General features: G+C 66.7%; 20 protein-coding genes. 6 read left to right on the top strand and 14 right to left on the bottom strand.

Translation table 11 applies throughout. The features are described from left to right. Nucleotides 1–8: 8 nt before the first annotated feature. From gltX to clpS, 3 genes are read right to left on the bottom strand one after another with little or no spacing between them, the layout of a single operon-like run. On the bottom strand, nt 9–1,526 hold the full coding sequence (gene gltX / locus BKA23_RS04925) for a glutamate--tRNA ligase (RefSeq protein ID WP_145226024.1): 1,518 nt from the start codon (nt 1,524–1,526) through the stop codon (nt 9–11). A 36-nt stretch (nt 1,527–1,562) separates the two neighbouring features. After that, nucleotides 1,563–2,144 (bottom strand): DUF2017 domain-containing protein, encoded by a 582-nt coding sequence (locus BKA23_RS04920; protein ID WP_246104455.1) that lies wholly within the window; start codon nt 2,142–2,144, stop codon nt 1,563–1,565. Beyond that, nucleotides 2,145–2,447 (bottom strand): ATP-dependent Clp protease adapter ClpS, encoded by a 303-nt coding sequence (clpS, locus tag BKA23_RS04915; protein WP_145226022.1) that lies wholly within the window; start codon nt 2,445–2,447, stop codon nt 2,145–2,147. Between the two features lie 23 nt (nt 2,448–2,470). On the opposite strand from clpS, the gene BKA23_RS04910 reads away from it, so the two are divergent. Then, a complete protein-coding gene (locus BKA23_RS04910) occupies nt 2,471–3,793 on the top strand; it encodes a nicotinate phosphoribosyltransferase (protein ID WP_145226020.1) in 1,323 nt (440 codons plus the stop codon). Nucleotides 3,794–4,099: 306 nt separating this feature from the next. Here BKA23_RS04910 and BKA23_RS04905 read toward each other — a convergent pair whose 3' ends face one another. From BKA23_RS04905 to BKA23_RS04880, 6 genes are read right to left on the bottom strand one after another with little or no spacing between them, the layout of a single operon-like run. Further along, nucleotides 4,100–4,813: a gamma-glutamyl-gamma-aminobutyrate hydrolase family protein gene (locus tag BKA23_RS04905; protein ID WP_145226018.1), complete on the bottom strand. Its 714-nt coding sequence runs from the start codon at nt 4,811–4,813 to the stop codon at nt 4,100–4,102. Then, nucleotides 4,810–5,577, bottom strand: a complete 768-nt coding sequence (locus tag BKA23_RS04900) for a 3-oxoacyl-ACP reductase (RefSeq protein WP_145226016.1) — start codon at nt 5,575–5,577, stop codon at nt 4,810–4,812. The genes BKA23_RS04905 and BKA23_RS04900 overlap by 4 nt, the downstream gene beginning before the upstream one ends. A gap of 43 nt (nt 5,578–5,620) precedes the next feature. Continuing rightward, nucleotides 5,621–6,982 carry an aldehyde dehydrogenase family protein gene (locus BKA23_RS04895; RefSeq protein WP_145226014.1) on the bottom strand — a complete coding sequence of 454 codons (1,362 nt, stop codon included), beginning with the start codon at nt 6,980–6,982 and terminating at the stop codon, nt 5,621–5,623. Further along, nucleotides 6,979–8,349: a glutamine synthetase family protein gene (locus BKA23_RS04890; RefSeq protein ID WP_145226012.1), complete on the bottom strand. Its 1,371-nt coding sequence runs from the start codon at nt 8,347–8,349 to the stop codon at nt 6,979–6,981. The genes BKA23_RS04895 and BKA23_RS04890 overlap by 4 nt, the downstream gene beginning before the upstream one ends. Beyond that, nucleotides 8,349–9,074 carry a FadR/GntR family transcriptional regulator gene (locus BKA23_RS04885; RefSeq protein ID WP_246104454.1) on the bottom strand — a complete coding sequence of 242 codons (726 nt, stop codon included), beginning with the start codon at nt 9,072–9,074 and terminating at the stop codon, nt 8,349–8,351. The genes BKA23_RS04890 and BKA23_RS04885 overlap by 1 nt, the downstream gene beginning before the upstream one ends. A 7-nt stretch (nt 9,075–9,081) precedes the next feature. Continuing rightward, on the bottom strand, nt 9,082–10,611 hold the full coding sequence (locus BKA23_RS04880; RefSeq protein WP_246104453.1) for an amino acid permease: 1,530 nt from the start codon (nt 10,609–10,611) through the stop codon (nt 9,082–9,084). A 120-nt stretch (nt 10,612–10,731) separates the two neighbouring features. Between BKA23_RS04880 and BKA23_RS04875 the strand changes: the two genes are divergently transcribed. After that, complete coding sequence (locus BKA23_RS04875; RefSeq protein WP_145226006.1) at nt 10,732–11,313, top strand: isochorismatase family protein; 582 nt, start codon at nt 10,732–10,734, stop codon at nt 11,311–11,313. Between the two features lie 45 nt (nt 11,314–11,358). On the opposite strand, the gene BKA23_RS04870 is transcribed toward BKA23_RS04875, so the two are convergent. Beyond that, nucleotides 11,359–12,600, bottom strand: a complete 1,242-nt coding sequence (locus tag BKA23_RS04870; protein WP_145226004.1) for a homogentisate 1,2-dioxygenase — start codon at nt 12,598–12,600, stop codon at nt 11,359–11,361. 127 nt (nt 12,601–12,727) lie between these two features. On the opposite strand from BKA23_RS04870, the gene BKA23_RS04865 reads away from it, so the two are divergent. Beyond that, complete coding sequence (locus BKA23_RS04865; RefSeq protein ID WP_145226002.1) at nt 12,728–13,546, top strand: hypothetical protein; 819 nt, start codon at nt 12,728–12,730, stop codon at nt 13,544–13,546. Beyond that, nucleotides 13,546–14,763, top strand: a complete 1,218-nt coding sequence (gene fahA / locus BKA23_RS04860) for a fumarylacetoacetase (protein ID WP_145226000.1) — start codon at nt 13,546–13,548, stop codon at nt 14,761–14,763. The genes BKA23_RS04865 and fahA overlap by 1 nt, the downstream gene beginning before the upstream one ends. Nucleotides 14,764–14,913: 150 nt before the next feature. Here fahA and BKA23_RS04855 read toward each other — a convergent pair whose 3' ends face one another. Further along, nucleotides 14,914–15,879, bottom strand: a complete 966-nt coding sequence (locus tag BKA23_RS04855; protein WP_145228213.1) for an RDD family protein — start codon at nt 15,877–15,879, stop codon at nt 14,914–14,916. A gap of 147 nt (nt 15,880–16,026) precedes the next feature. Here BKA23_RS04855 and fdhA point away from each other — a divergent pair, with 147 nt between their 5' ends. Continuing rightward, nucleotides 16,027–17,238: a formaldehyde dehydrogenase, glutathione-independent gene (gene fdhA / locus BKA23_RS04850; RefSeq protein WP_145225998.1), complete on the top strand. Its 1,212-nt coding sequence runs from the start codon at nt 16,027–16,029 to the stop codon at nt 17,236–17,238. Between the two features lie 94 nt (nt 17,239–17,332). Here the strand turns inward: fdhA and BKA23_RS04845 are convergent, their stop codons facing one another. After that, the gene (locus BKA23_RS04845) at nt 17,333–18,730 is read right to left on the bottom strand and encodes a tryptophan-rich sensory protein (protein WP_145225996.1); all 1,398 of its coding nucleotides are present in this window, start codon (nt 18,728–18,730) and stop codon (nt 17,333–17,335) included. A gap of 167 nt (nt 18,731–18,897) precedes the next feature. Next, entirely contained in the window at nt 18,898–20,103 is a 1,206-nt protein-coding gene (hppD, locus tag BKA23_RS04840; RefSeq protein WP_145225994.1) for a 4-hydroxyphenylpyruvate dioxygenase, read from the bottom strand. Between the two features lie 108 nt (nt 20,104–20,211). On the opposite strand from hppD, the gene BKA23_RS04835 reads away from it, so the two are divergent. Beyond that, the gene (locus tag BKA23_RS04835) at nt 20,212–20,688 is read left to right on the top strand and encodes an Lrp/AsnC family transcriptional regulator (protein ID WP_145225992.1); all 477 of its coding nucleotides are present in this window, start codon (nt 20,212–20,214) and stop codon (nt 20,686–20,688) included. Nucleotides 20,689–20,702: 14 nt separating this feature from the next. On the opposite strand, the gene BKA23_RS04830 is transcribed toward BKA23_RS04835, so the two are convergent. Then, nucleotides 20,703–21,353 (bottom strand): hypothetical protein, encoded by a 651-nt coding sequence (locus BKA23_RS04830; RefSeq protein WP_246104452.1) that lies wholly within the window; start codon nt 21,351–21,353, stop codon nt 20,703–20,705. Nucleotides 21,354–21,355: the final 2 nt, after the last annotated feature.

Below are 21,355 nucleotides of genomic sequence, written 5' to 3'. Positions count from 1 at the left end.
CTTGCTGCTCAGGCTTGTCCGTCGCCAAGGGAGGTCCGCAGCGCGGCGAGGCGAGCAAGCGTGGACCCCTTGCCGATGATCTCCATCGACTCGAACAGCGGCGGCGAGATGCGTTGCCCGGACACCGCGGTGCGCAGCGGCCCGAAGGCCAGGCGTGGCTTGATGCCGAGCCCGTCGACGATGGCAGCGCGCAGCGCTTCCTCGAGACCGGCGGCAGTCCAGTCGGACTCCCCCAGCGACTCCAGAGCGCCGATCGCGGCGTCGAGCACCTCAGCGGCGCCATCCTTCAGCTGCGCCCGCGCGTCATCAGCGATCGGCAGGGCATCGTCGGGGAGGAAGAACGGCGCGACGAGCGCGGTCGCCTCGGTGAGCAGATTGATGCGGGTCTGCACCAACGGGACGATCTGGGCGAAGCGCTCGACCTGCTCCGCCGACGGCTCCGCCGGCAGCACCCCGTCGCGCTGCAGGAAGGGCAGCAGGCGGTCGGTCAGATCGCCGACAGCCAACTCGCGGATGTAGTGCCCATTGAGCCAGTTGAGCTTGTCGAGGTTGAAGATCGCGCCCGCGCGCTTGACGTGCGCCCACTCGAAACGCTGGGTGAACTCGGCGAAGGTGAAGATCTCTCGCTCGCTGCCGTCCGCCTCGACGATCGGCGGATAGCACTGCAACGCAAGGAAGTTCAGCAACGCCTCAGGCAGGTAGCCGTTCTCCTGGAACCACGTCAGCCGGGCCCACGGATTCCGGCGCTTGGAGATCTTCTTCTTACTGGCCTCAAGCAGCTGCGGCATGTGCGCGAACCGCGGCGTCGGCAGATCGAGCCACGTGTAGAGCAGCAGTTGCTTGGGCGTGCTGGACATCCAGTCCTGCCCGCGCACGACGTGGGTGATGCCCATCTCGTGGTCGTCGACGACCACGGCCAGGTGGTAGGTCGGGAAGCCGTCCGCCTTGAGGATCACCTGGTCGTCCGGCCGCGGCGCGCTGGAGGCGCCCATGACCAGGTCGTCCCAGGTGAGGTCGACGTCGTCGGGGATGTGCATCCGCACGACGGGCGTCTCGGTGAACCCGGGAAGTTCCGCACGCTGCTCGCGGGTCTTGCCCAGGCACATCCGGTCATAGCCGGTCGGCTGCTTGGTCTTCTGCTGCATCTCGCGCATCTGCGACAGCCGCTCGGTGGAACACCAGCACAGGTAGGCGTGGCCGTCGGCCAGGAGACGATCGACATACGGCTTGTATGTCGCAAGCCGGTCCGACTGCCGGTAGGGCGCATACGGGCCACCCTTGTCGGGGCCTTCGTCCCACTGCAGATCCAGCCAGGACAGCGTGTCGTATACCTGCTGTTCGGCACCCTCGACCAACCGGGTGCGGTCGGTGTCCTCGATGCGCACGATGAACTTGCCGCCGTGCTTGTGAGCGAAGGCGACGTCGAACATCGACATGTAGGCGGTGCCGACGTGCGGGTCACCGGTGGGTGACGGTGCGACACGGAGACGAGGGGACGTGGCGGGCGATGCGGTAGGCGTGCTCATGATGACCTCGATGGTATTGCGCCGCGCAGGTCCCGCTCAGAGCAGGACGCCGGCGAGCGACTCCTGCAGCCAACTCAGGAAGTCGTAGTAGAGCGCCGTCATCACCCGGGGGTCGGACGCCCGCTCCGATCCGGCCCGGGCGAGTTCGTCCTGCAGAGCCTCGCTGTCGCGATCGGTCCGCAGGCCGAGTCGCTCCCCGAGCGCCAACCGCACATCCGTCAGGGCGATGAGCAGCGCCTGTGCCTGGCCGAGATCCAGATCGAGCCGGTCACCGCCGGACTGCCCGTCGATCGCCGCGATGGCGGTGCTGAGATTGGCGCTCTTGCGCTGGCGCAGCCCGTGCTCGGTGAGCGAGCGAAACTCCGCAGCGACCTCGGGATCATCGCGATGCCCGTCCGGCAGCAGCCGGGCGAGCGCCGGGTCACGGTCGGCGAGTTCGGCCGGGTCAGCTCTCTTCCCGATCGATGCCATGAGGTCCTCGACCGGGTCACCGGTCAGATCGCCCTCGGGTTCGAGCAGTTGCCGGGTCTGCGAGAGCAACTCACGCACCAGCATCCGTTCGTCGGACTCCATCGTGCAGCTGACTCGGGAACCCTTGCGGGTGAACGCCGTTGCCACTCAGTTGTCCTTCTCGAAGGTCGCCCACAGGCCGTATCCGTGCATGGCCTCGGTGTCGGTCTCCATCTTCTCCCGCGGTCCGTTGGCCACCACGGCCTTGCCGTCGCGGTGCACCTTGAGCATCAGCTTCTCGGACTCCTGGATGGAATAACCGAAGTAGTTCTGGAACACCCATGCGACATACGACATGAGGTTGACCGGGTCGTTCCAGACGATCGTGACCCACGGCTGATCCAGCTGAGACGCCGCGTCGCTCTCGACGTCGACATCCGGGGTTGCATGCTGCGGGGGCGCGACGGACACGAATCCACTTTAAGGTGGCGCCTGTGACTCCCGAAACCACGGACGCCGCAGCCGGCCGCGCGGCCACCTCCCTGCTGACCGACCAGTACGAACTGACGATGCTGCAGGCGGCGCTGCGGGACGGCACCGCCATGCGGGCGAGTGTGTTCGAGACCTTCGCCCGGCGGTTGCCGGACGGCCGACGCTACGGGGTGACCGCCGGCACCGGCCGGCTGCTCGACGCGTTGGCCGGATTCCGTTTCGGCGAGGCCGAACTCGCCGACCTGCGCGAGCGACGGATCGTGGACGACGTGACGCTGGCCTGGCTGGCGGACTACCGCTTCTCCGGCGACATCTGGGGGTATGCCGAGGGCGAGGTCTACTTCCCCGGGTCGCCGTTGGTGATCGTCGAGGCGCCGTTCGCCGAGGCGGTCGTCCTCGAGACTCTCGTGCTGTCGATCCTCAACCACGACAGCGCGATCGCTGCTGCCGCGTCACGTATGACGGCTGCCGCCGACGACCGTCCGTGCATCGAGATGGGCTCCCGCCGCACGCATGAGTGGGCTGCGGTCGCGGCGGCCCGTGCGGCATACGTCGCGGGCTTTGCGACCACTTCGAACCTGGAGGCCGGGCGTCGCTACGGCGTGCCCACTGCGGGCACGTCGGCTCACGCGTTCACGCTGCTGCACGACGACGAGCGCGCGGCCTTCCAGTCGCAGGTGGACGCGCTCGGGGTCGGGACGACATTGCTGGTCGACACCTATGACGTGCCGACTGCGGTCGCACTCGCCGTCGAGGTCGCCGGGCCGGAACTCGGTGGGGTGCGGCTGGATTCGGGTGACCTGCTGCAGCAGGCGCGCGAGGTGAGAGCGCAACTGGACAGCCTCGGCGCGACGAAGACCCGCATCGTGGTGACCTCGGACCTCGACGAATTCGCGATCGCGGGGCTGCAGGCAGGCCCGGTCGACGGGTATGGCGTCGGCACTCAGCTGGTGACGGGGTCCGGTGCGCCGACAGCCGGCCTGGTCTACAAGCTGGTCGCGCGCGAAAATGCCGCCGGCGAACTGCAGGCGGTCGCGAAGAAGAGCAAGGACAAGGCTTCGGTGGGTGGGCGCAAATACGCTCTGCGGCGGAGGGATTCGCGGGGCGTCGCCGAGGCGGAGCTGATCGGCATCGGGCGGCCGCCGGTCGACGACGGCGACGACCGCACGCTGCTGGTGCCGCTGATCCGGGACGGTGAGCGGGTGTTCCACGGCGATCTCGCGGATGCGCGCGAGCGCCACGCCGCGTCGCGTGCGGAGTTGCCGCCGACCGCAGCACAGCTGTCGCGTGGTGAGCCGGTCATCCCGACGATCTACCAGTCTTAACCTCCGTCGACCTGGCAGCAGTTGTCCTAACCCTCCGTCGACCTGGCAGCAGCTGTCCTAACCCTCCGTCGACCTGGCAGCAGCTGTCGTTATGAGCAGCCCATAAGAGCATCTACCGCCAGGTCAACGGGAGTCGCACCGGTCATCGCGGCCACAGCACGGGCGGGAGAGCCGCACCGGTCATCGCGGCCACAGCACGGGCGGGAGAGCCGCACCGGTCATCGCGGCCACAGCACGGGCGGGAGAGCCGCACCGGTCATCGCGGACACGGTCCGCCCGTGAGAGCCGCACGCGCGTGGAATCACGTCACCGCAGGGCGGCGTGCACGAGTGCGTCGAACAACCGTGGGTCGTCACCGGCCTCCGGGTGCCACTGCACGCCGAAGCGCCACCGGGCAGTTGGGTCCTCGATCGCCTCGAGCACTCCGTCACTCGCATCCGCAGCCGCGACGTAGCCGGGATGGGTGCGCACGCCCTGGTGGTGGTAGGTCGGCACGACCACCTCGTCGCCGAGGATCGCGTGCAGACCGGTGCCCTTGCGGACCACCACGGGGTGCTCGGCGAATGCTCCCGGCGTGGGCGAATGGCCTTCGTGCCCAACGAGATCCGGCAAGTGCTGATCGACCGAACCGCCCGCCGCGACCGCCATCACCTGCATGCCACGACAGATCCCGAGCAACGGCAGATCCCGCTGCACGGCTGCCCGGGCGAGCGCGATCTCGCAGGCGTCGCGCTCGGGGCGGAACTCCTGCGCGGCCGGATGCGCAGCTTCGCCATACAGCTGCGGGTCGATGTCTGCTCCGCCGGCGATGATCAGCGCGTCCAACCGGTCGAGCACCGCCTGGGCCCAGTCGTCATCCGCCGCGTCGACCGGCGGGATCACCATCGGGATCCCGCCGGCTGCAACGACTTTGGAGGTGTACCCCGACGCGACGAACACGCTCGGCACCGGCTGCCACACGCCACGGACGATCGGCTCGGCATACGCGGTGATGCCGACGACCGGGCGCGTCACGCTCACAGCGGTGTGACGTAGGCGCCCGAGATACCTCCGTCGACAAGGAAGTCGGTCGCGGTGATGAACGAGGACTCGTCCGAGGCGAGGAAGACGACCGCGTTGGCGATCTCCTCGGGCTCCCCGAACCGGCCGACCGGCACGTGCACCAGACGTCGCTGCGCCCGCTCGGGATCCTTGGCGAAAAGCTCTTGCAGCAGAGGCGTGTTCACCGGTCCAGGGCACAGTGCGTTGACCCGCACGCCTTCGCGGGCGAACTGCACACCGAGTTCACGCGACATGGCGAGCACACCGCCCTTGCTGGCGGTGTAGGAGATCTGCGAGGTCGCCGCGCCCATGATCGCCACGAAGGACGCGGTGTTGATGATCGAGCCGTGCTTCTGTTCGAGCATGTAGGGCAGCGCCGCCTTGCAGCACAGGTAGACGCTGGTCAGGTTCACCTCTTGCACCTTGCGCCAGGCGTCGATGTCGGTGGTGAGGATCGAGTCGTCCTCCGGCGGCGAGATGCCGGCGTTGTTGAAGGCCACGTCGACCGAGCCGTATGTCGACTTCGCCGCCGCGAACAGCGCGTCCACCTGCTGCGCATCGGTGACATCGCACTTCACGAACAGTCCGTCGATCTCGCCTGCGATGCGCGTGCCGTTGACGTCGTCGAGGTCACCGATCACGACCTTCGCGCCCTCTTGCGCGAAACGGGTCACGGTCGCGAGCCCGATGCCGGAACAGCCTCCGGTGACGACTGCGATCTTGCCCTCAAGCCTGCCTGCCATGGTGTTGATCTCCTTGTTTGTCAGATGTTTTCAGTGATCGGTGTCAGTGATCGGTTGCGATGAAGACGTTCTTGACCTCGGTGAATGATGCAAGCGCGTCCGGGCCGAGCTCACGACCGATGCCGGAACCCTTGAAACCGCCGAAGGGTGTGTTGTAGCGCACCGAGGCGTTGCTGTTGACCGAGAGGTTTCCGGCCTCGACGCCGCGGGCGACCCGCAGCGCACGTCCGATGTTCTCGCTCCAGATCGACCCGGACAGCCCGTATGCCGTGTCGTTGGCCTTGGCGATCGCATCTGCCTCGTCGTCGAAGGGCAGCACCGCGACGACGGGCCCGAAGACCTCGTCCTGCCAGACCGGGTCGTCGGTCGACGTCGGCAGCACGGCGGTCGGCGGGTACCAGTAGCCCGGACCGTCCGGCACAGTTCCGCGGAACGCAACGTCGGAACTCTCGACGTAGCCGCGAACCTTCTCGCGCTGCACGTGCGTGATGAGCGGACCCATCTGCGCGTCCTCGTCGCTCGGATCGATTGCGCGGTATGACGTGACACCCGGCTCGAGCAGCTCCATGAATTTGTCGAAGACGTAGCGCTGCACGAGGATTCGGCCACGAGCACAACAATCCTGACCGGCGTTGTCGAACACTGCACCCGGTGCGGATGCTGCAGCGCGCTCGAGGTCGGCATCGTCGAAGATGATGTTCGCGCTCTTGCCGCCGAGTTCAAGGGTCACCCGCGTCAAGTCGTTCGCTGCGCCCGCCATGATCTGCTTGCCGACCCGGGTAGACCCGGTGAAACACACCTTGCGCACGTCCGGGTGCGAGACGAATCTCGCCCCGACGACGGCACCCTCACCGGGCAGCACGGTGAAGACTCCCTCGGGAATCCCTGCCTCCAGGGCGAGTTCGCCGAGACGTATGGCGGTCAGCGGCGTGAGTTCCGCCGGTTTGAGGACCACGGTGTTACCTGCTGCCAGTGCCGGCGCCATGCCCCAGCCGGCGATCGGCATGGGGAAATTCCACGGCACGATGATCCCGACAACACCGAGGGGTTCGTGGAACGTCACATCGATGCCGCCCGCGACGGGAATCTGCTTGCCGCACAGGCGTTCCGGAGCTGCCGAGAAGTACTCGAGCACATCGCGGACATTGCCCGCCTCCCATCGCGCATTGCTGATGGTGTGACCGGCGTTGCGCACCTCCAGTTGGGCCAGCTCCTCCAGGTGCGAGTCGACCTGAGCCGCGAACCTGCGCAACAGTCGCGCCCGGTCGGCCGGGGCCGTCTCACGCCAGGCAGGTGCTGCAGCCTTGGCGCGGGCGACCACCTCATCGGTTCGCTCAATGTCTGCGAGTTCGACCGTTGCACATGGCTTTTCGGTCACAGGGCTGATCACGTCATACGTGGTCACAGTCGTTCGAATCCTCTCTTGCGTTCCCAATCGGTGACGGCGCTGTTAAACGCCTGGATCTCGATGTCGGCCGCGTGCGCGTAGTGCTCGACGACCTCGTCGCCGAAGACGTCACGCGCGATGGTCGACTCCAGCAGCAGGTCTCGCGCCTCGGCCAGCGTCGAGGGCACCCTCGGCTTGTCGCTCTCGTAGGCATTGCCCACGAAGGCGTCCTCCAACGGCAGCTCGTGCTCGATCCCGTAGAGACCGCCGGCCAGCATGGCCGCAACCGCCAGATAGGGGTTGACGTCGCCGCCGGGCAGCCTGTTCTCCACGCGCAGCGAGCTGCCGTGACCGACCACGCGCAGCGCGCAGGTGCGATTGTCCGTGCCCCACGCGACCGCGGTCGGCGCGAACGAGCCATCGGCATACCGCTTGTAGGAGTTGATGTTCGGCGCGTAGAAGTAGGTGAATTCTCTTGCTGTCGCGAGGATTCCGGCGAGGAAGTGATCGAACAACAGACTGTGACCGCCGGGCCGGTCACCGGCGAAGATCGGCGTGCCGTCTTCGTCGCGCAGCGACAGGTGGATGTGGCAACTGTTGCCCTCACGCTCGTCATACTTGGCCATGAAGGTCAGCGAACAGCCACGACGCGCGGCGATCTCCTTGGCGCCCTCTTTGTAGATCACATGGTTGTCGCACGTGCGCAACACCTGCTCGAAACGGAAACCGACCTCGTGCTGACCGTAGTTGCACTCGCCCTTGGCGCCCTCGACGATCAGACCTGCGCGGTGCATCTCGGTGCGGATCTCCCGCAACAACGGCTCGACGCGCGCCCCACCAAGGATCGAGTAGTCGATGTTGTAACGATTCGCCGGCGTCAGCCCGACATACGAGCAATCCCAGGCGGATTCGTAGGAATCTTCGAACACGATCAGCTCCAGCTCGGTGCCGGCGAAGGCGTCCCAACCGTGTGCGCGCGCCCGCTCGACCTGCGCCTTGAGCACCGCTCGCGGCGACTGCCGGACCGGCCCCGAGCCGTCGAGCCACGCCAGGTCGCACTGCACCGTCGCCGACCCCTCGTCGCCGGGTGTATGCCGCAGCGTCTGCAGATCCAGCTCCATGACGAAGTCGCCGTAGCCGGTCTTCCACGACGAGATCGCATAGCCGTCAACGGTGTTCATGTCGACGTCGACAGCCAGCAGATAGTTGCAGCCTTCCACCCCCTCCTGCAGTGCGTAGTCGAGGAAGTAGTGACCATGCAGTCGCTTGCCCTGCAGACGGCCCTGCATGTCGGTGAAAGCAACGACGACGGTGTCGATCTCACCTGACTCGATAGCGTCGCGCAGCGCGTCCAGGGTCAGCCCGGACGTTTCATGTGTGCCCATCAGCCCACCAGTCCTTTCAACAGTTCGGCGGTCGCGTCACAGTGCTCCTGCATGGCGGCCCGTGCGGTGGCGGCGTCACCGGACAGCACCGCTTTAACCACGACCTCGTGTTGGTCGTGTGAGTGGGCGATGTTGCGTGGCAGCACCGGAATCATTGCGAGCAGCTCGCCCAGCGCAGCCTGCGCCTGCGTCACCGCGTCGATGAGCATCGCGCTGCCGCACACCGAGGCGATCGCCAGGTGCAGCCGCGCATCGGCCACCCTGTGAGCGGGGGTGTCCAACGTGTCGGCACACTCGGCCATGACCTGTGTCAGCCAGGCCCGCTGCGCGCCGTCGAGCGGTCTGGTCGCCGCGAGCTCGGCCGCCCCCGGCTCGACGATGCGCCGGAAGCTGAGCACGTCGGTGAGCTGGGCGACGCTGGTGGAGCCCGGCGTCGTCGGCGGCGTCGGACCCGCGTAGGTCACGACGGTGCCACCACCGCGCCCGCGCGTCGTCTGCACCAGGTCGGCGTCCCGCAAGGCAGCAATTGCCTCGCGCAGGGTGACCCGGCTGACCTGCAACCGATCGGCCAACTCACGCTCAGGCGGCAGTTGCTCGCCGTCGGCGAAAACTCCCAGCCGGATCGCCGTCGCAAGCTGGCCCACCGTTGCCTCGAAGACATTGCCCCCGGTGGGCTGCAGGATGACCTGAGGCAGCGCGATGACCCGCGCTTCGGAAGAGCTCACGATGCCATCAGTCCCCGAAAATCTCTGCGGCGTCTTTGGTTTCGTGCCCGGCCGGCACATCCCGCATGAAGTGGCTGCGACCGCCGAAGATCCACATCGCCGTGGCGAACACCAACACGATCACAACCGCCACCGGCGCGTAGTTGAACGTCTTGTTGCCGAAGGTGCCTGGTGCCGCCTGCGGAAGCATGAACATGATCACGATGAAAATCACCCACACGACCGAAACCCAGCCGATCAGTGGCGACCACTTGCCCAGATGCCACCGTCCGACGCGGAACGAGGGGTTCATGCGACGCAGGAAGATCGGAATCGTGTAGGCGATGTAGAGCCCGATGACAGCGATCGAGACGACTGCGTTGAACGCCGTGGTGTTCCAGTACGCAGGGATCGTCAAGGCGATGGAACACACGACGCACAACCAGATGGAGTTCGTCGGTGTGCCCGTGCGCGGGTTGACCTTCGCCCAGAGGGCCGAGCCCGGCAGAGCGCCGTCCCGCGAGAAGGCATACGACATACGGGAGTTCGATGTCACGCAGGCCATACCGCAGAAGAACTGCGCCACGCCACAGATGAAGATGAGGCTGACACCCAGAGAGTGACCGGCCGCATCGATGAAGATCTCCGCGGCCGGCAGGCCCGTGCGGGTCGCCGTCAGCTCCCTGCCGAAGTTCTGGATGGACGCGGTCACCGCGATGAGCAGCAGCCAACCCGCGATCGCCGACACCCAGACGGAGCGCACGATGCCCTTGGGCGCCTCGCGGGAGGCGTCGTGGGTCTCTTCGGCGAGGTGAGCCGAGGCGTCATACCCGGTGAGGGTGTATTGCGACATGAGTAGACCAATGAAGAACGCGTACAGCGGCGTGGAGAACAGTCCGTGTGAGAAGCCGAGCGAGTCGTTGAAGTGGCCGAAGGTGTAACCGAGAGACTTGTGATGACTCGGGACGAATGCCAGGACGACGACGATGACGGCCACACCCGCCAGGTGCCACCAGGCGCTGACCGAGGACAGGATCTTGACGACGTTGACGCCGAAGGTGTTGAGCAACCCGTGGATCAGGATGAAGACAAGGAAGAGGAAGAACGTCTTCTTCGGTGTGACATCGACACCCCACAGCTCGCTGGCGAACGCCATCCACGTGATCGCTGCGCCATAGTCGACTGACGCGGTAACGCCGACCTCACCGAGGAAGTTGAACCAGCCTGTGTACCAAGCCCATTCGCGCTTCCGCTTGCGCGCGAGCCGGCCGGCCCAGAAGTACAGCCCACCGGATGTCGGGTACACCGAGCAGATCTCGGCCATCGCCATCGCGACACACATGACGGCGATCGCGCAGATGGGCCAGCCGATCGTGATCGCGATCGGACCACCTCCGCCCATCGCCAGGCCGTAGGTGGTGATGCATCCGGCGAGGATGGAGATGATCGAGAAGGACACCGCGAAGTTCGAGAACGCGGACATGCCGCGATGCAGCTCCTGCTTGTAGCCGAGTTCGGCAAGCAGGTCTTCGTCGGAGCCGGTGCTGGTCTGATCCACGGTGATGCCTCCTCGACGGGGTGATTGCGACATAGAACACCCGTCGAGCCGCCGCCGTCAATGGGCTAGTTCTGATCCATTTCGCGCGGCGAGGCACCGACGCCCAGTAATCTGCAACTCATGACGCAAGCACTTGTGATCGTGGACGTCCAGAACGACTTCTGCGAGGGCGGCTCCCTGGCCGTCGCAGGTGGAGCCGGCGTGGCGCAGCGCATCAGCGCATATGTCGAACGCCACCACGAGCTGTATGACGCCCTTGCCGCGACCGCGGACTGGCACATGGCGCCAGGCGCCCACTGGTCGAAAAGCCCTGATTTCAAAGACAGTTGGCCTGTTCACTGCCATGTCGGCACGAGTGGCGCGGAGTTCCATCCGGCGGTACTGCCGGCCATCTCGATGATCGGACAGATGGGCTCAGCGGGGTCGATCTTTCGCAAGGGCGAGCACGCTGCGGCGTACAGCGGGTTCGAGGGCAGCGACGAGGCCGGCACCGATCTGCAGACCTGGTTGCGGGAGCGTGGCGTCGATACCGTCGATGTCGTCGGTATCGCCACCGACTACTGCGTCCGCGCCACCGCTCTCGATGCTGCGCGTGCCGGCTTCGGCACCACGGTGCTGCTCGACCTGTGTGCCGGAGTGGCGCCGGAATCCACCACCACGGCGCTGGCGGAACTGGCCGCGGCCGGCGTCACCATCGGCTGACTGCGACGCCGCCACGCACCACCCCTCAGGCGGCGTGGTGGGTGCTCAGCGGCCGCCGACCCAGCTCCAGGCATACTTCCCGTCATCGACCGCCCGTGCGGCCTCGCCGAGCTCCATCGGCCGGAAGGTGTCGACCATGACCGCGAGTTCGTCGAATTCGGTGACGCCGATGGACTTTTCGTACGCGCCGGGCTGCGGGCCGTGTGCGTGGCCACCCGGGTGCAACGAGATCGACCCCTTGCCGATGCCCGAGCCTTTGCGCGCCTCGTAGTCGCCGTCGACGTAGAACATGATCTCGTCGCTGTCGACGTTGGAGTGGTAGTACGGGACCGGGATCGACTGCGGGTGGTAGTCCACCTTGCGCGGCACGAAGTTGCACACCACGAAATTCGTGCCCTCGAAGACCTGGTGAACCGGCGGCGGCTGATGCACCTTGCCGGTGATCGGCATGAAGTCTGCGACGTTGAAGACGTAGGGGTACAGGCAACCGTCCCAGCCCACGACATCGAGCGGGTGGTAGGGGTAGGTGTAGATCGTGCCGACGATGCCGCCGCTGGATCCCGGACCGTTGCCACGATGCTTGACATAGACCTCGGTCGGCGAATTTGCATCAGCACCAATGTCTTCGGCGAGCAATGGCCCCTGCGGCCCCCGCAGGTCACGCTCGCAGTACGGCGCGTGCTCAAGCAGCTGCCCATAGCGTGAGAGGTACCGCTTCGGCGGGGCGATGTGCGAGTTGCCCTCGATCGCGTACGCCCGCAACGGCTCCGAATAGCCCTCGTCGCCCGCGACCAGCGGAATCCACCGGTGCGTCGTCGCCCGCGGGATGATCACGTAGTCACCCTCGGCCACATCGAACGCGCCGAACACCGTCTCGACACGTCCGTGACCACGCTCGACATACACGCATTCGTCACCGATGCCGTTGCGGTACCACGGGCTGACGGCGCCGGCGACGACATACGAGATGCGCACGTCGCCGTTGCCGAGCACGAGACGCCGTCCCGTGACGGCGTCGACGCGCGAGACGTCCTCGGTGAACAGGTCGTGCAGTTTCAGGTGCCGCGGCAGCAGCGGATGGTTGGGGATCGTGTCCAGCGAGGTGCCCAACTCCCACGCCCGCGCATCGCTGATCGCTGACGGCAGACCGCGGTGATAGAGCAACGAGGAGTCGCTGGAGAAGCCTTCCTCCCCCATGAGCTCCTCGTAGAAGACTCCGCCCTCGGGGGTGCGCAGAGCTGTATGCCGCTGTCTGGGCAACAGTCCCATGGATCGGTAGAACGCCATTGTTCTCATCCCTTCCCGTGCCGCGAAGGGCACCCGCAAAACCTTAATGCAGCCGGTCGACAACGAAGGTGGCGCCGCCCGGCGGTGCGGGCAGAAGCACCACCGGCCCTTCAGTACGGTGGAAGCCATGTCACCCAGGCTTCCCACCCGCGCGCTGTTCGCTCACCTGCTCGATGACGCCGCAGTCTTTCCGCCCGGCAACTTCCCGCTCGACGAGGCTATCGAGCGGCGGGCGCGACGCCGCGGCACCCCCGCGTCGGATTTCGTCGGACCGCTGCTGCTTCCGCCCGCCCTGGTCGACGATGCGTTGGCCGACGGTGGCGGGCTCGTCATCGGCGTCGTAGGTCGCGCGGGAACCGCCATCGCCGACATCGTGGCTGCGGGCGAGGCCGTGACGGCCTCGCCGAGCCACGCGCTCGCCGGCCTCGAGGTGCCTGCTGTCGACGGCTGGCGGGACGCCCTCACGCTCGGAGTGCCACTCGCGGTCGAGGTGCCGGCCGGCCCGAGCGGGGTGTCCGTGCTCCCGGATCTTGCATCCTCGCCCCTGCAGGTCATCGCCAAGCTGCGCACCGGCAGTTCACCGGCCAACCCCGTGCCCTCGAGCACCGACGTGGCCCAGTTCATCGGCGAGTGCGTGCGCCTCGGCCTCCCGTTCAAGCTCACCGGCGGTCTGCACCATGCGGTCACCAGCACGGTGACCGCGGACGGTCGCACGGAGGACCAGTTCGGCTTCCTCAACGTCGTGCTCGCGACCGCCGCTGCGCTCGACGGCGACGATGTCGCCACACAACTGGAGCGCCGCGACACCTCTGCGATCGCCGCCGACATCACCGAGTTCTCCGAAGCTCGCGCCGTCAACGTGCGCAACAGCTTCACGTCATACGGTTGCTGTGACGTGCTCGACCCGATCAACGACCTGGCCACACTCGGCCTGATTGAGGACTGATGACTGCTGACCCGTTCGCACTCACCGACGATCTGTGGGGTCTCACCAACCTCCCGTATGCCGTTGCCAGCGCTCAGGATTGGAGTCCTCAGGTCGTTTCGCGGTTGGGTGGTCACGTCGTCGGCATCGCCGGGCTGGCAGCTGCCGACGGCCACCGAAAGTGGGCTCGCGCGTGGAGCACGCCGTCACTGAACGCCTTCCTGGAGCAGGGGCCCTCGTCGTGGCAGGCAGCGCGTCGTTGGCTGCAGCAACTGCTGAGCGACGACCGGCGCCGTGACTTCGTCCGACCGCACCTGCGCCCGCTGGACGCCGTGGAGCTGCACCTTGCGGTTGATGTCGCCGACTACGTCGACTTCTACGCCAGCGAGCACCACGCGACCAACGTCGGCAAGATCTTCCGTCCCGACGGCGCGGCACTGACACCGAACTGGAAACACCTGCCGATCGGTTACCACGGTCGCGCCGGCACTGTTGTGGTCAGCGGCACCGACATCGTCCGGCCCGTCGGTCAGCGCAAAACCCCCGCCGACGCGGCACCACAGTTCGGTCCGAGTGTTCGTCTCGACATCGAAGCCGAAGTTGGTTTCGTCGTCGGCGGCGAAACCGAGTTGGGTGAACGTGTCGGCGTCGACCGGGCCGACGAGCACATCTTCGGCGTCGGGCTGTTCAACGACTGGTCGGCACGTGACCTGCAGGCGTGGGAGTACGTCCCGCTCGGGCCCTTCCTCGGCAAGTCCTTCGCGTCGTCGCTGAGCGCCTGGATCACACCGATGGCTGCGCTGAAGGAGGCCAGAATCGCTCTGCCACAGCAAGACCCGCAACCGCTGCCCTATCTGCGCGGCCTTGAGGGCGCTTTCGGTCTCGACCTTGCACTGGAGGTGCGTCTCAACGGGACCCTGGTGTCGCAGCCGCCGTACGCGCAGATGTACTGGGGACCCGGCCAGATGCTCGCGCACCTCACCGTCAACGGCGCGCGACTGCGCAACGGCGATCTGTTCGCCAGCGGCACGGTGTCCGGCCCCGAGCCGCAGCAACGTGGCAGCCTGCTCGAACTGTCCTGGAGCGGCAGTGAACCGATCCGGCTCGAGGACGGCACCGAGCGTTCGTTCCTGCAGGACGGCGACGAGGTCACGATCACCGCGACAGCGCCTGCGGTGGGCGGCGGGCGCATCGCACTCGGCGAGGTCAGCGGGCGCATTCTGCCGGCTCGCGACTGAGGCGACGGCGTACGTCAGCGAGACCGTGCCCTGCCCCACCATTTGGGGCAGGGCACCGCGATCACCGGACGACTACCGCGAGCGCGTCGCCTGTCATTCCTGCAGCGGGTCAGCGTGCTCGGAAGCGTGCGACCGCCGCATCCGTCGCCGTCACCGGCCGTATGGCGGCTGGCCGCCGTCGTACGGCTGCTGCTGACTCCCATACGACGACTGGTTGTTGTATGGCGACGGGCCGCCTTGCTGCGGATAGTGTCCGCTTGTCGGATTCGTCCGGACGACATACGTCTTGGCGCCCTTGTCGTGAATCGCCTGCTTACGCGCATCGCCCAATGGCACCAACCCGTCGAGCACCTGGAACAGCAACCCCACGGTCGACAGCACCAGAATCCCGCGGACCGCGACAGCCCCCTGCTTGATGCACAGGCGAATCGTGGCGGCCCGCAACGAGGGCGGCGCGGTCGAGTCGGCACCGCGCACACGGATACCGGTGACCATCTTTCCGAGAGTCTGCCCGCGCCATACCGTCAGACAGACTTCGTAGACCAGGTAGATCAGAAAGACGACGACCGGGTACTGCCACGGAACGTCGTAGAAACCGGATGGTGTCGGAGGCTGCGACTGGTGATTCTCCGCAGCAGTCACCACGCTGTCGTACCACGTCGTGACCGTGTGCACCCACGGCTGCAGCCAGTGCCACGCAAGCGCCACCGCGACCGTGAAAACAATGATGCCGTCGATGCAGAAAGCGACCAGTCGTCGCCACCAGCCCGACAGCTGCTCACCGTCCGGGGTCGTCGGCACCGGGAGCGGTGGGTAGGTCGCCTGCACCTGGGGGTAGTGCCCCTGACGAGGGTCGTAGTGCGAGCCCGCGCCGGGACCCCAACCGGTCGGCCGGCCCGGCTGCTGACCCCGGAAGGGCGCGGCGCCATACGGTACGTGCTGCTCGTCGTCCTGGTGCTCCCGATCCCACTGTTCGCGCGGGTCGCCGATGTGGGAGTCCTCCAGCCCCGGCTTGACCTTGGGCATCGTGCGATCGGACCACAGGATGCCGTCCCAGTAACGCAACTGGTCGGGACTGTCGGGGTCGTCATACCAACCAGAGGGGCGGTCCGTCATGACTCAGGATCCTCTCATCACCCCCAGGTGCGGCTGACGAGGGCCGGTGCGCGCGACAGGGCAACAGCGACGCGCGCCGACCTATGGTGGAAGAGGCGCGCTGCGCACATCTCCGTGCGGTCGTCGCGCCGGAGACAAGGAGGTCTCATGCCCACCAACAGAGTTGTGGTCTACAAGGGCGCCGGTCAGGTCGCCGTCGAAGACATCGATTACCCGGCACTGGAACTGCCGGACGACGTAGCCGCCGGGATGAGCCTGAAGAAACAGGCGCCGCACGCCGTGGTCCTCAAACTGGTCACGACCAACATCTGCGGCAGCGATCAGCATATGGTCCGCGGGCGGACGACGGCCCCGATCGGTCAGACCCTCGGCCACGAGATCACTGGCGAGGTCGTCGAACTCGGTGACGACGTGCTGTTCGTCAAGAAGGGCGACATCTGCTCGGTGCCGTTCAACATCGCATGCGGCCGCTGCCGCATGTGCAACGAGGGCAAGACCGGCATCTGCCTCAACGTGAACCCGGCCAGGGCCGGCGCGGCATACGGCTATGTCGACATGGGCGGCTGGATCGGCGGGCAGGCGGAATACGTCATGGTGCCGTATGCCGACTTCAACCTGCTGCCTTTCCCCGATCGCGAGCAGGCGCTGGAGAAGATCATGGATCTGACGATGTTGTCGGACATCTTCCCCACCGGCTACCACGGCGCCTACACCGCGGGCGTGACGACCGGTTCCACCGTGTATGTCGCAGGCGCCGGTCCGGTCGGTCTGGCTGCTGCGCATGCGGCCCAGTTGCTCGGCGCATCGGTGGTGGTCGTCGGTGACATGAACGCCGACCGGCTCGCGCAGGCGCGTAGTTTCGGTTGCGAGACGGTCGACCTGTCCAGTGGTGGCGATCTCGCCGATCTGGTCGAGCAGGCCATCGGCGAGCGCGAGGTCGATGCAGCCGTCGACGCCGTCGGCTTCGAGGCCCGCGGTCACGGAGCGGATGCCGACGAGGCACCTGCGACCGTGCTCAACGACTGTATGTCGCTGGCTCGTGCCGGCGCGGGCATCGGCATACCGGGGCTCTATGTCACCGGCGACCCGGGCGCCTCCGACGACAACGCCAAGGAGGGCACGCTCGGTGTGCGTCTCGGCCTGGGCTGGGCCAAGTCGCACTCGTTCATGACCGGTCAGTGCCCGGTGAAGAAGTACAACCGCCAGTTGATGAACCTGATCCTGCGCGACAAGGCGCAGATCGCCAAGGCCGTCAACGCCACGAAGATCACTCTCGACGAGGCGCCGGCGGGATATGCCGACTTCGACAAGGGTGCGGCGAAGAAGTTCGTCATCGACCCACATGGCATGGTCGCCTGAGCGACGATCTGCCGGATCTTTCAGCCGGACGAAAGCCGTTGCGGCTCAGCCTCTTTCGAGGTTGGGCCGCAACGCTCGTTTCAGCTCGTCCGCATTAGTTACAGCCGGGGTTGAGCCGCGCCACTCCGGCCGACAGGGTTCCCGCGAACGCGCACCACGCGGCATACGCGCCGATCGTGGCAGCCTTGCCGCCACCGGTCACCCCGGCCCGGCGTGCCAGGTCCACCGTGCTGAGGCACAGCACGGCGCATTCGACCGTGGCAAGTGTGGGTTTGTGCGCGCGGAAGAAGATGGCAGTCCACGCTGTGTTGAGCGCCATGTTCACCGCGAGCGCGCGCTCCAGCGAATTGCTTGCAGCACGCTTGCCGTCCTCGGCAAGGTCCGCGCTGGCCAGGGCCGTCGCGACCGCCGTCGAGGTGTACAGCGATGTCCACACCAGGGGGAAGGCCACCGGCGGCGGCTGCCAGGCGGGCTTGCGCAGTCCGGTGTACCACGCCGATCCGGGGTTGGTCAGCACCGAACCGGTCACCGCAGAAGCGGCCACGATCGCGGCCGTGCGCCCCAGCGTGCGCGACCAGCGCAGCGGGTCGATGTCCGCCGCTGCCGCCGCGATCGCCTCGTCAAAGCCGGTGCGGCCGCCCGGCGGCGGGCCGATCGCTTCGAGCACGTCGTCCTCGCGGCATACGGCGTCGTGCACCAGACTTCCGACCAGCGGCCGGGCGATGCCCGAGGAGATCGGCGTGACCAGATCGATCCACAGTCCCGCCAGTCGCGGCGTCAGCACCGGCACCGTCACCACGTATCGGCGACGCAGACCGACGTCTGCGGCATACCGGCGCATCATCTGCGCATAGGTGAGCACCTCGGGACAACCGATGTCGAAGGTGCGGTTGACGTCGGCCGGCAACCGCAGGGCACCGACCAGGTAGTGCAACACGTCCGCGATCGCGATCGGCTGGATCCTGTTCTGCACCCATCGCGGTGCCACCATTGCCGGAAGTCGCTCGGTCAGATGGCGCAGCATGTCGAAGGACGCCGAGCCGGCTCCGAGCACGACACCGGCCTGGAAGACCACAGCAGGCACCGCTCCGGCGAGGAAGACCTTGCCGACCTCGACACGTGAGCCGAGGTGTTCGGACAATTCGCCGCCTGGATGAAGCCCACCGAGGTAGACGATCCGGGCCACACGTGAATACTCCGCGGCCGACGCGAAGGTCGACGCCATGTCGCGCTCGCGACGGACGAAGTCACTACCGCCATCCATCGAGTGCAGCAGGTAATACGCCGCCTCCACCCCCGCGAGCGCGCGACGGCAATCTGCGGCGGCGGACGCATCGCCTTCGACGACCTCGACCTGGCCAACCCACGGCTCGGCGCGCAGACCGTCCGCGTGGCGGGTCAGCACCCGCACCTGTTGACCGTCGCGCAGCAGCGCCGCGACGAGGTGCCCGCCGATGTATCCCGATGCGCCTGTGACAAGTACCCGAGCCATGACTGCAGCCTAGGTTGCCGGAACGGCGCGCACCCGGTTCGAGGACGACCGCTGTCATCGCCGGGCAAATCCATGGCGCCCGATGGTTTGGTGCGTGACCAGCCGTGGCCAGGAAACGCCGAAGGCCACGCCCCGGTGACGGGACGTGGCCTTCGGTCGGGCGCCGGTCAGAGGTTGCCGCGGCGGTCCTGCTCGCGCTCGATCGCTTCGAAGAGGGCCTTGAAGTTGCCCTTGCCGAAGCCGAGCGAGCCGTGGCGCTCGATCAGTTCGAAGAAGACCGTGGGGCGGTCGCCCAGCGGCTTGGTGAAGATCTGCAGCAGGTAGCCGTCCTCGTCGCGGTCGACCAGGATGCCGCGCTTCTGCAGCTCCTCGACCGGCACGCGCACCTGGCCGATGCGCTCGCGCAACTCGTCATCCTCATAGTAGGAATCGGGGGTGTCGAGGAACTCGACACCGTTGGCGCGCAACGCGTCGACGCTGGCGACGATGTCGCCGGTCGCGACGGCCAGGTGCTGGGCACCCGGGCCGCGGTAGAACTCGAGGTACTCGTCGATCTGGCTCTTGCGCTTGGCGATCGCCGGCTCGTTGAGCGGGAACTTCACCCGGTGGTTGCCGTTGGCGACGACCTTGCTCATCAGGGCGGAGTAGTCGGTGGCGATGTCGTCACCGATGAACTCGGCCATGTTCACAAAGCCCATGACCTTGTTGTAGAAGGTCACCCAGTCGTCCATCTTGCCCAGTTCGACGTTGCCGACGATGTGGTCGAGCGCCTGGAACAGCCGCTTGGGCTGGCCGTTGCGCTTGACGAAGTCGGAGGTCTGCGCGACGTAGCCGGGCAGGTAGGGACCGTCGTACCGGCTGCGGTCGATCAGCGTGTGGCGGGTCTCGCCATACGTGGCGATCGCCGCGATGCGGATCGTGCCGTGCTCGTCGGTGATGTCCTCGGGCTCGCGGACGATTGTGGCGCCTGCCTTGCGGGCCTGCGCGATGCACTTGTCGACGTCCGGCACCTCGAGCGCGATGTCGATGACACCGTCACCGTGCTTGCGGTGGTGCTCGACCAGCGGGCTGTCCGGGTCGACCGCACCATTGATGACGAACCGGATCGAACCGCTCTTGAGCACGAACGACTTGTGGTCACGGTTGCCGGTCTCCGGACCGGAGTACGCGACCAGCTCCATGCCCCAGGCGGACTGGTAGTACTGCGCCGACTGGGTGGCATTGCCGGACACGAAGACGATCGCGTCCCAGCCGGTCACCGGGAAGGGGTCCTTGTCGATGTCGTAGTCGACCAGACCGACCAGCTGCTTGAGCTGCTCCAGGTCCTGGCCCGCGGCGAGCTCGTCCGGGGTGAGGTTCAACGTAGTGGTCATGGCGACACTGTGCGCTGGGTCACGCCGGCATGCAACCGAGTCATGTTTGAGTAGTCACCATGTGCAATATGCATCATCGAATCGCGCCTTCGCCATACAATGTGCTGTATGTCGCAATCGATCGACGCCCTCGACTCCCGCCTGCTGTCCCTGCTGGCGGCACAGCCGCAGATCGGCGTGCTGGGCGCCTCGCGCGAACTAGGGGTGGCGCGCGGCACCGTGCAGGCGCGACTCGACCGGCTGATCGAGCGCGGTGTCATCAGCACACTGGCGCCGACCGTCTCGCCGGCCGCGCTCGGGTATCCGGTGATGGCCTTCTGTTCGTTGGAGATTCAGCAGCGCCGCGGCCACGAGAAGGTCGTCGATCACCTGTCGGCGATTCCGGAGGTGCTGGAGGTGCACACCATCACCGGTGACGGCGACCTGTTCGTTCGGGTCGTCGCGCGTGACAACACCGATCTGCAGCGCGTCATCGACCAGGTCGTCGGCAACGGGATGGTGCTGCGCACCTCGACCGTGATCGCCCTCGCCGAACTCGTGCCGCATCGCACCCAACCCTTGGTGGTCGCCGCCGGAACACAGTGACCCTGGCGCACTGATCAGCGCAGTGCGGGGTGCCGCAGCCAGGGGTGGTCGGGCAGCGTGCGCTGCAGCATCCCGCGCAGCCAGTCACGCTGCTCGCTCGACAGGAGCGGCGCCGCGGTTTCGAAGTCGGCTTGGTCCTGTGGCCGCAATCCCTTTGCCTTGTAGAGCAATTGGATCTCAGGCTGCAGATAAGGTATGCCGTCCCGCTCCCACAGCGCCGCACTCATCGGCATCGTGACGGACTCGTCGCGCTTGTACACCCACGTGTCACGATCGCCCGGCGCGAGCAGCACGTCGAACTCCCACGGCTGATCGGCGCCGCGCCGCAGCCAGACCTGTCCCCAGCCGGACGGCAGCGGCTCCGCGTCCTGCAGCGACTGCTCGGGCAGCAATGGTTTGAGGGCACCTGAGCCGGCCACCCATACGTCATACGTCCCCCGGACATGCTCTCGGAAGGCGTCGAGATCGGCACGCAGAACTGACGGATCACAGTCGTGGTGTGGTCGCGAAATGCCACTGAACGCCTCGACGGACCAGCCTCCGGCGATCCACCACAGACCCGGATAGCCGGCGAAAGCGGCTGCAGCATCTCGTGGTTCGTTCGGTGCCCATCGTCCGTAAATGCGCTCGAACTCGGCGTCGGTCAGTTCCGTCGCAGCCACCATCA

The organism is Rudaeicoccus suwonensis (genome assembly GCF_007829035.1).
In the GTDB taxonomy this organism is placed as follows: domain Bacteria; phylum Actinomycetota; class Actinomycetes; order Actinomycetales; family Dermatophilaceae; genus Rudaeicoccus; species Rudaeicoccus suwonensis.
The sequence above is the reverse complement of the archived record's forward strand: the minus strand, read 5'-3'. Positions and strand labels throughout refer to the sequence as shown.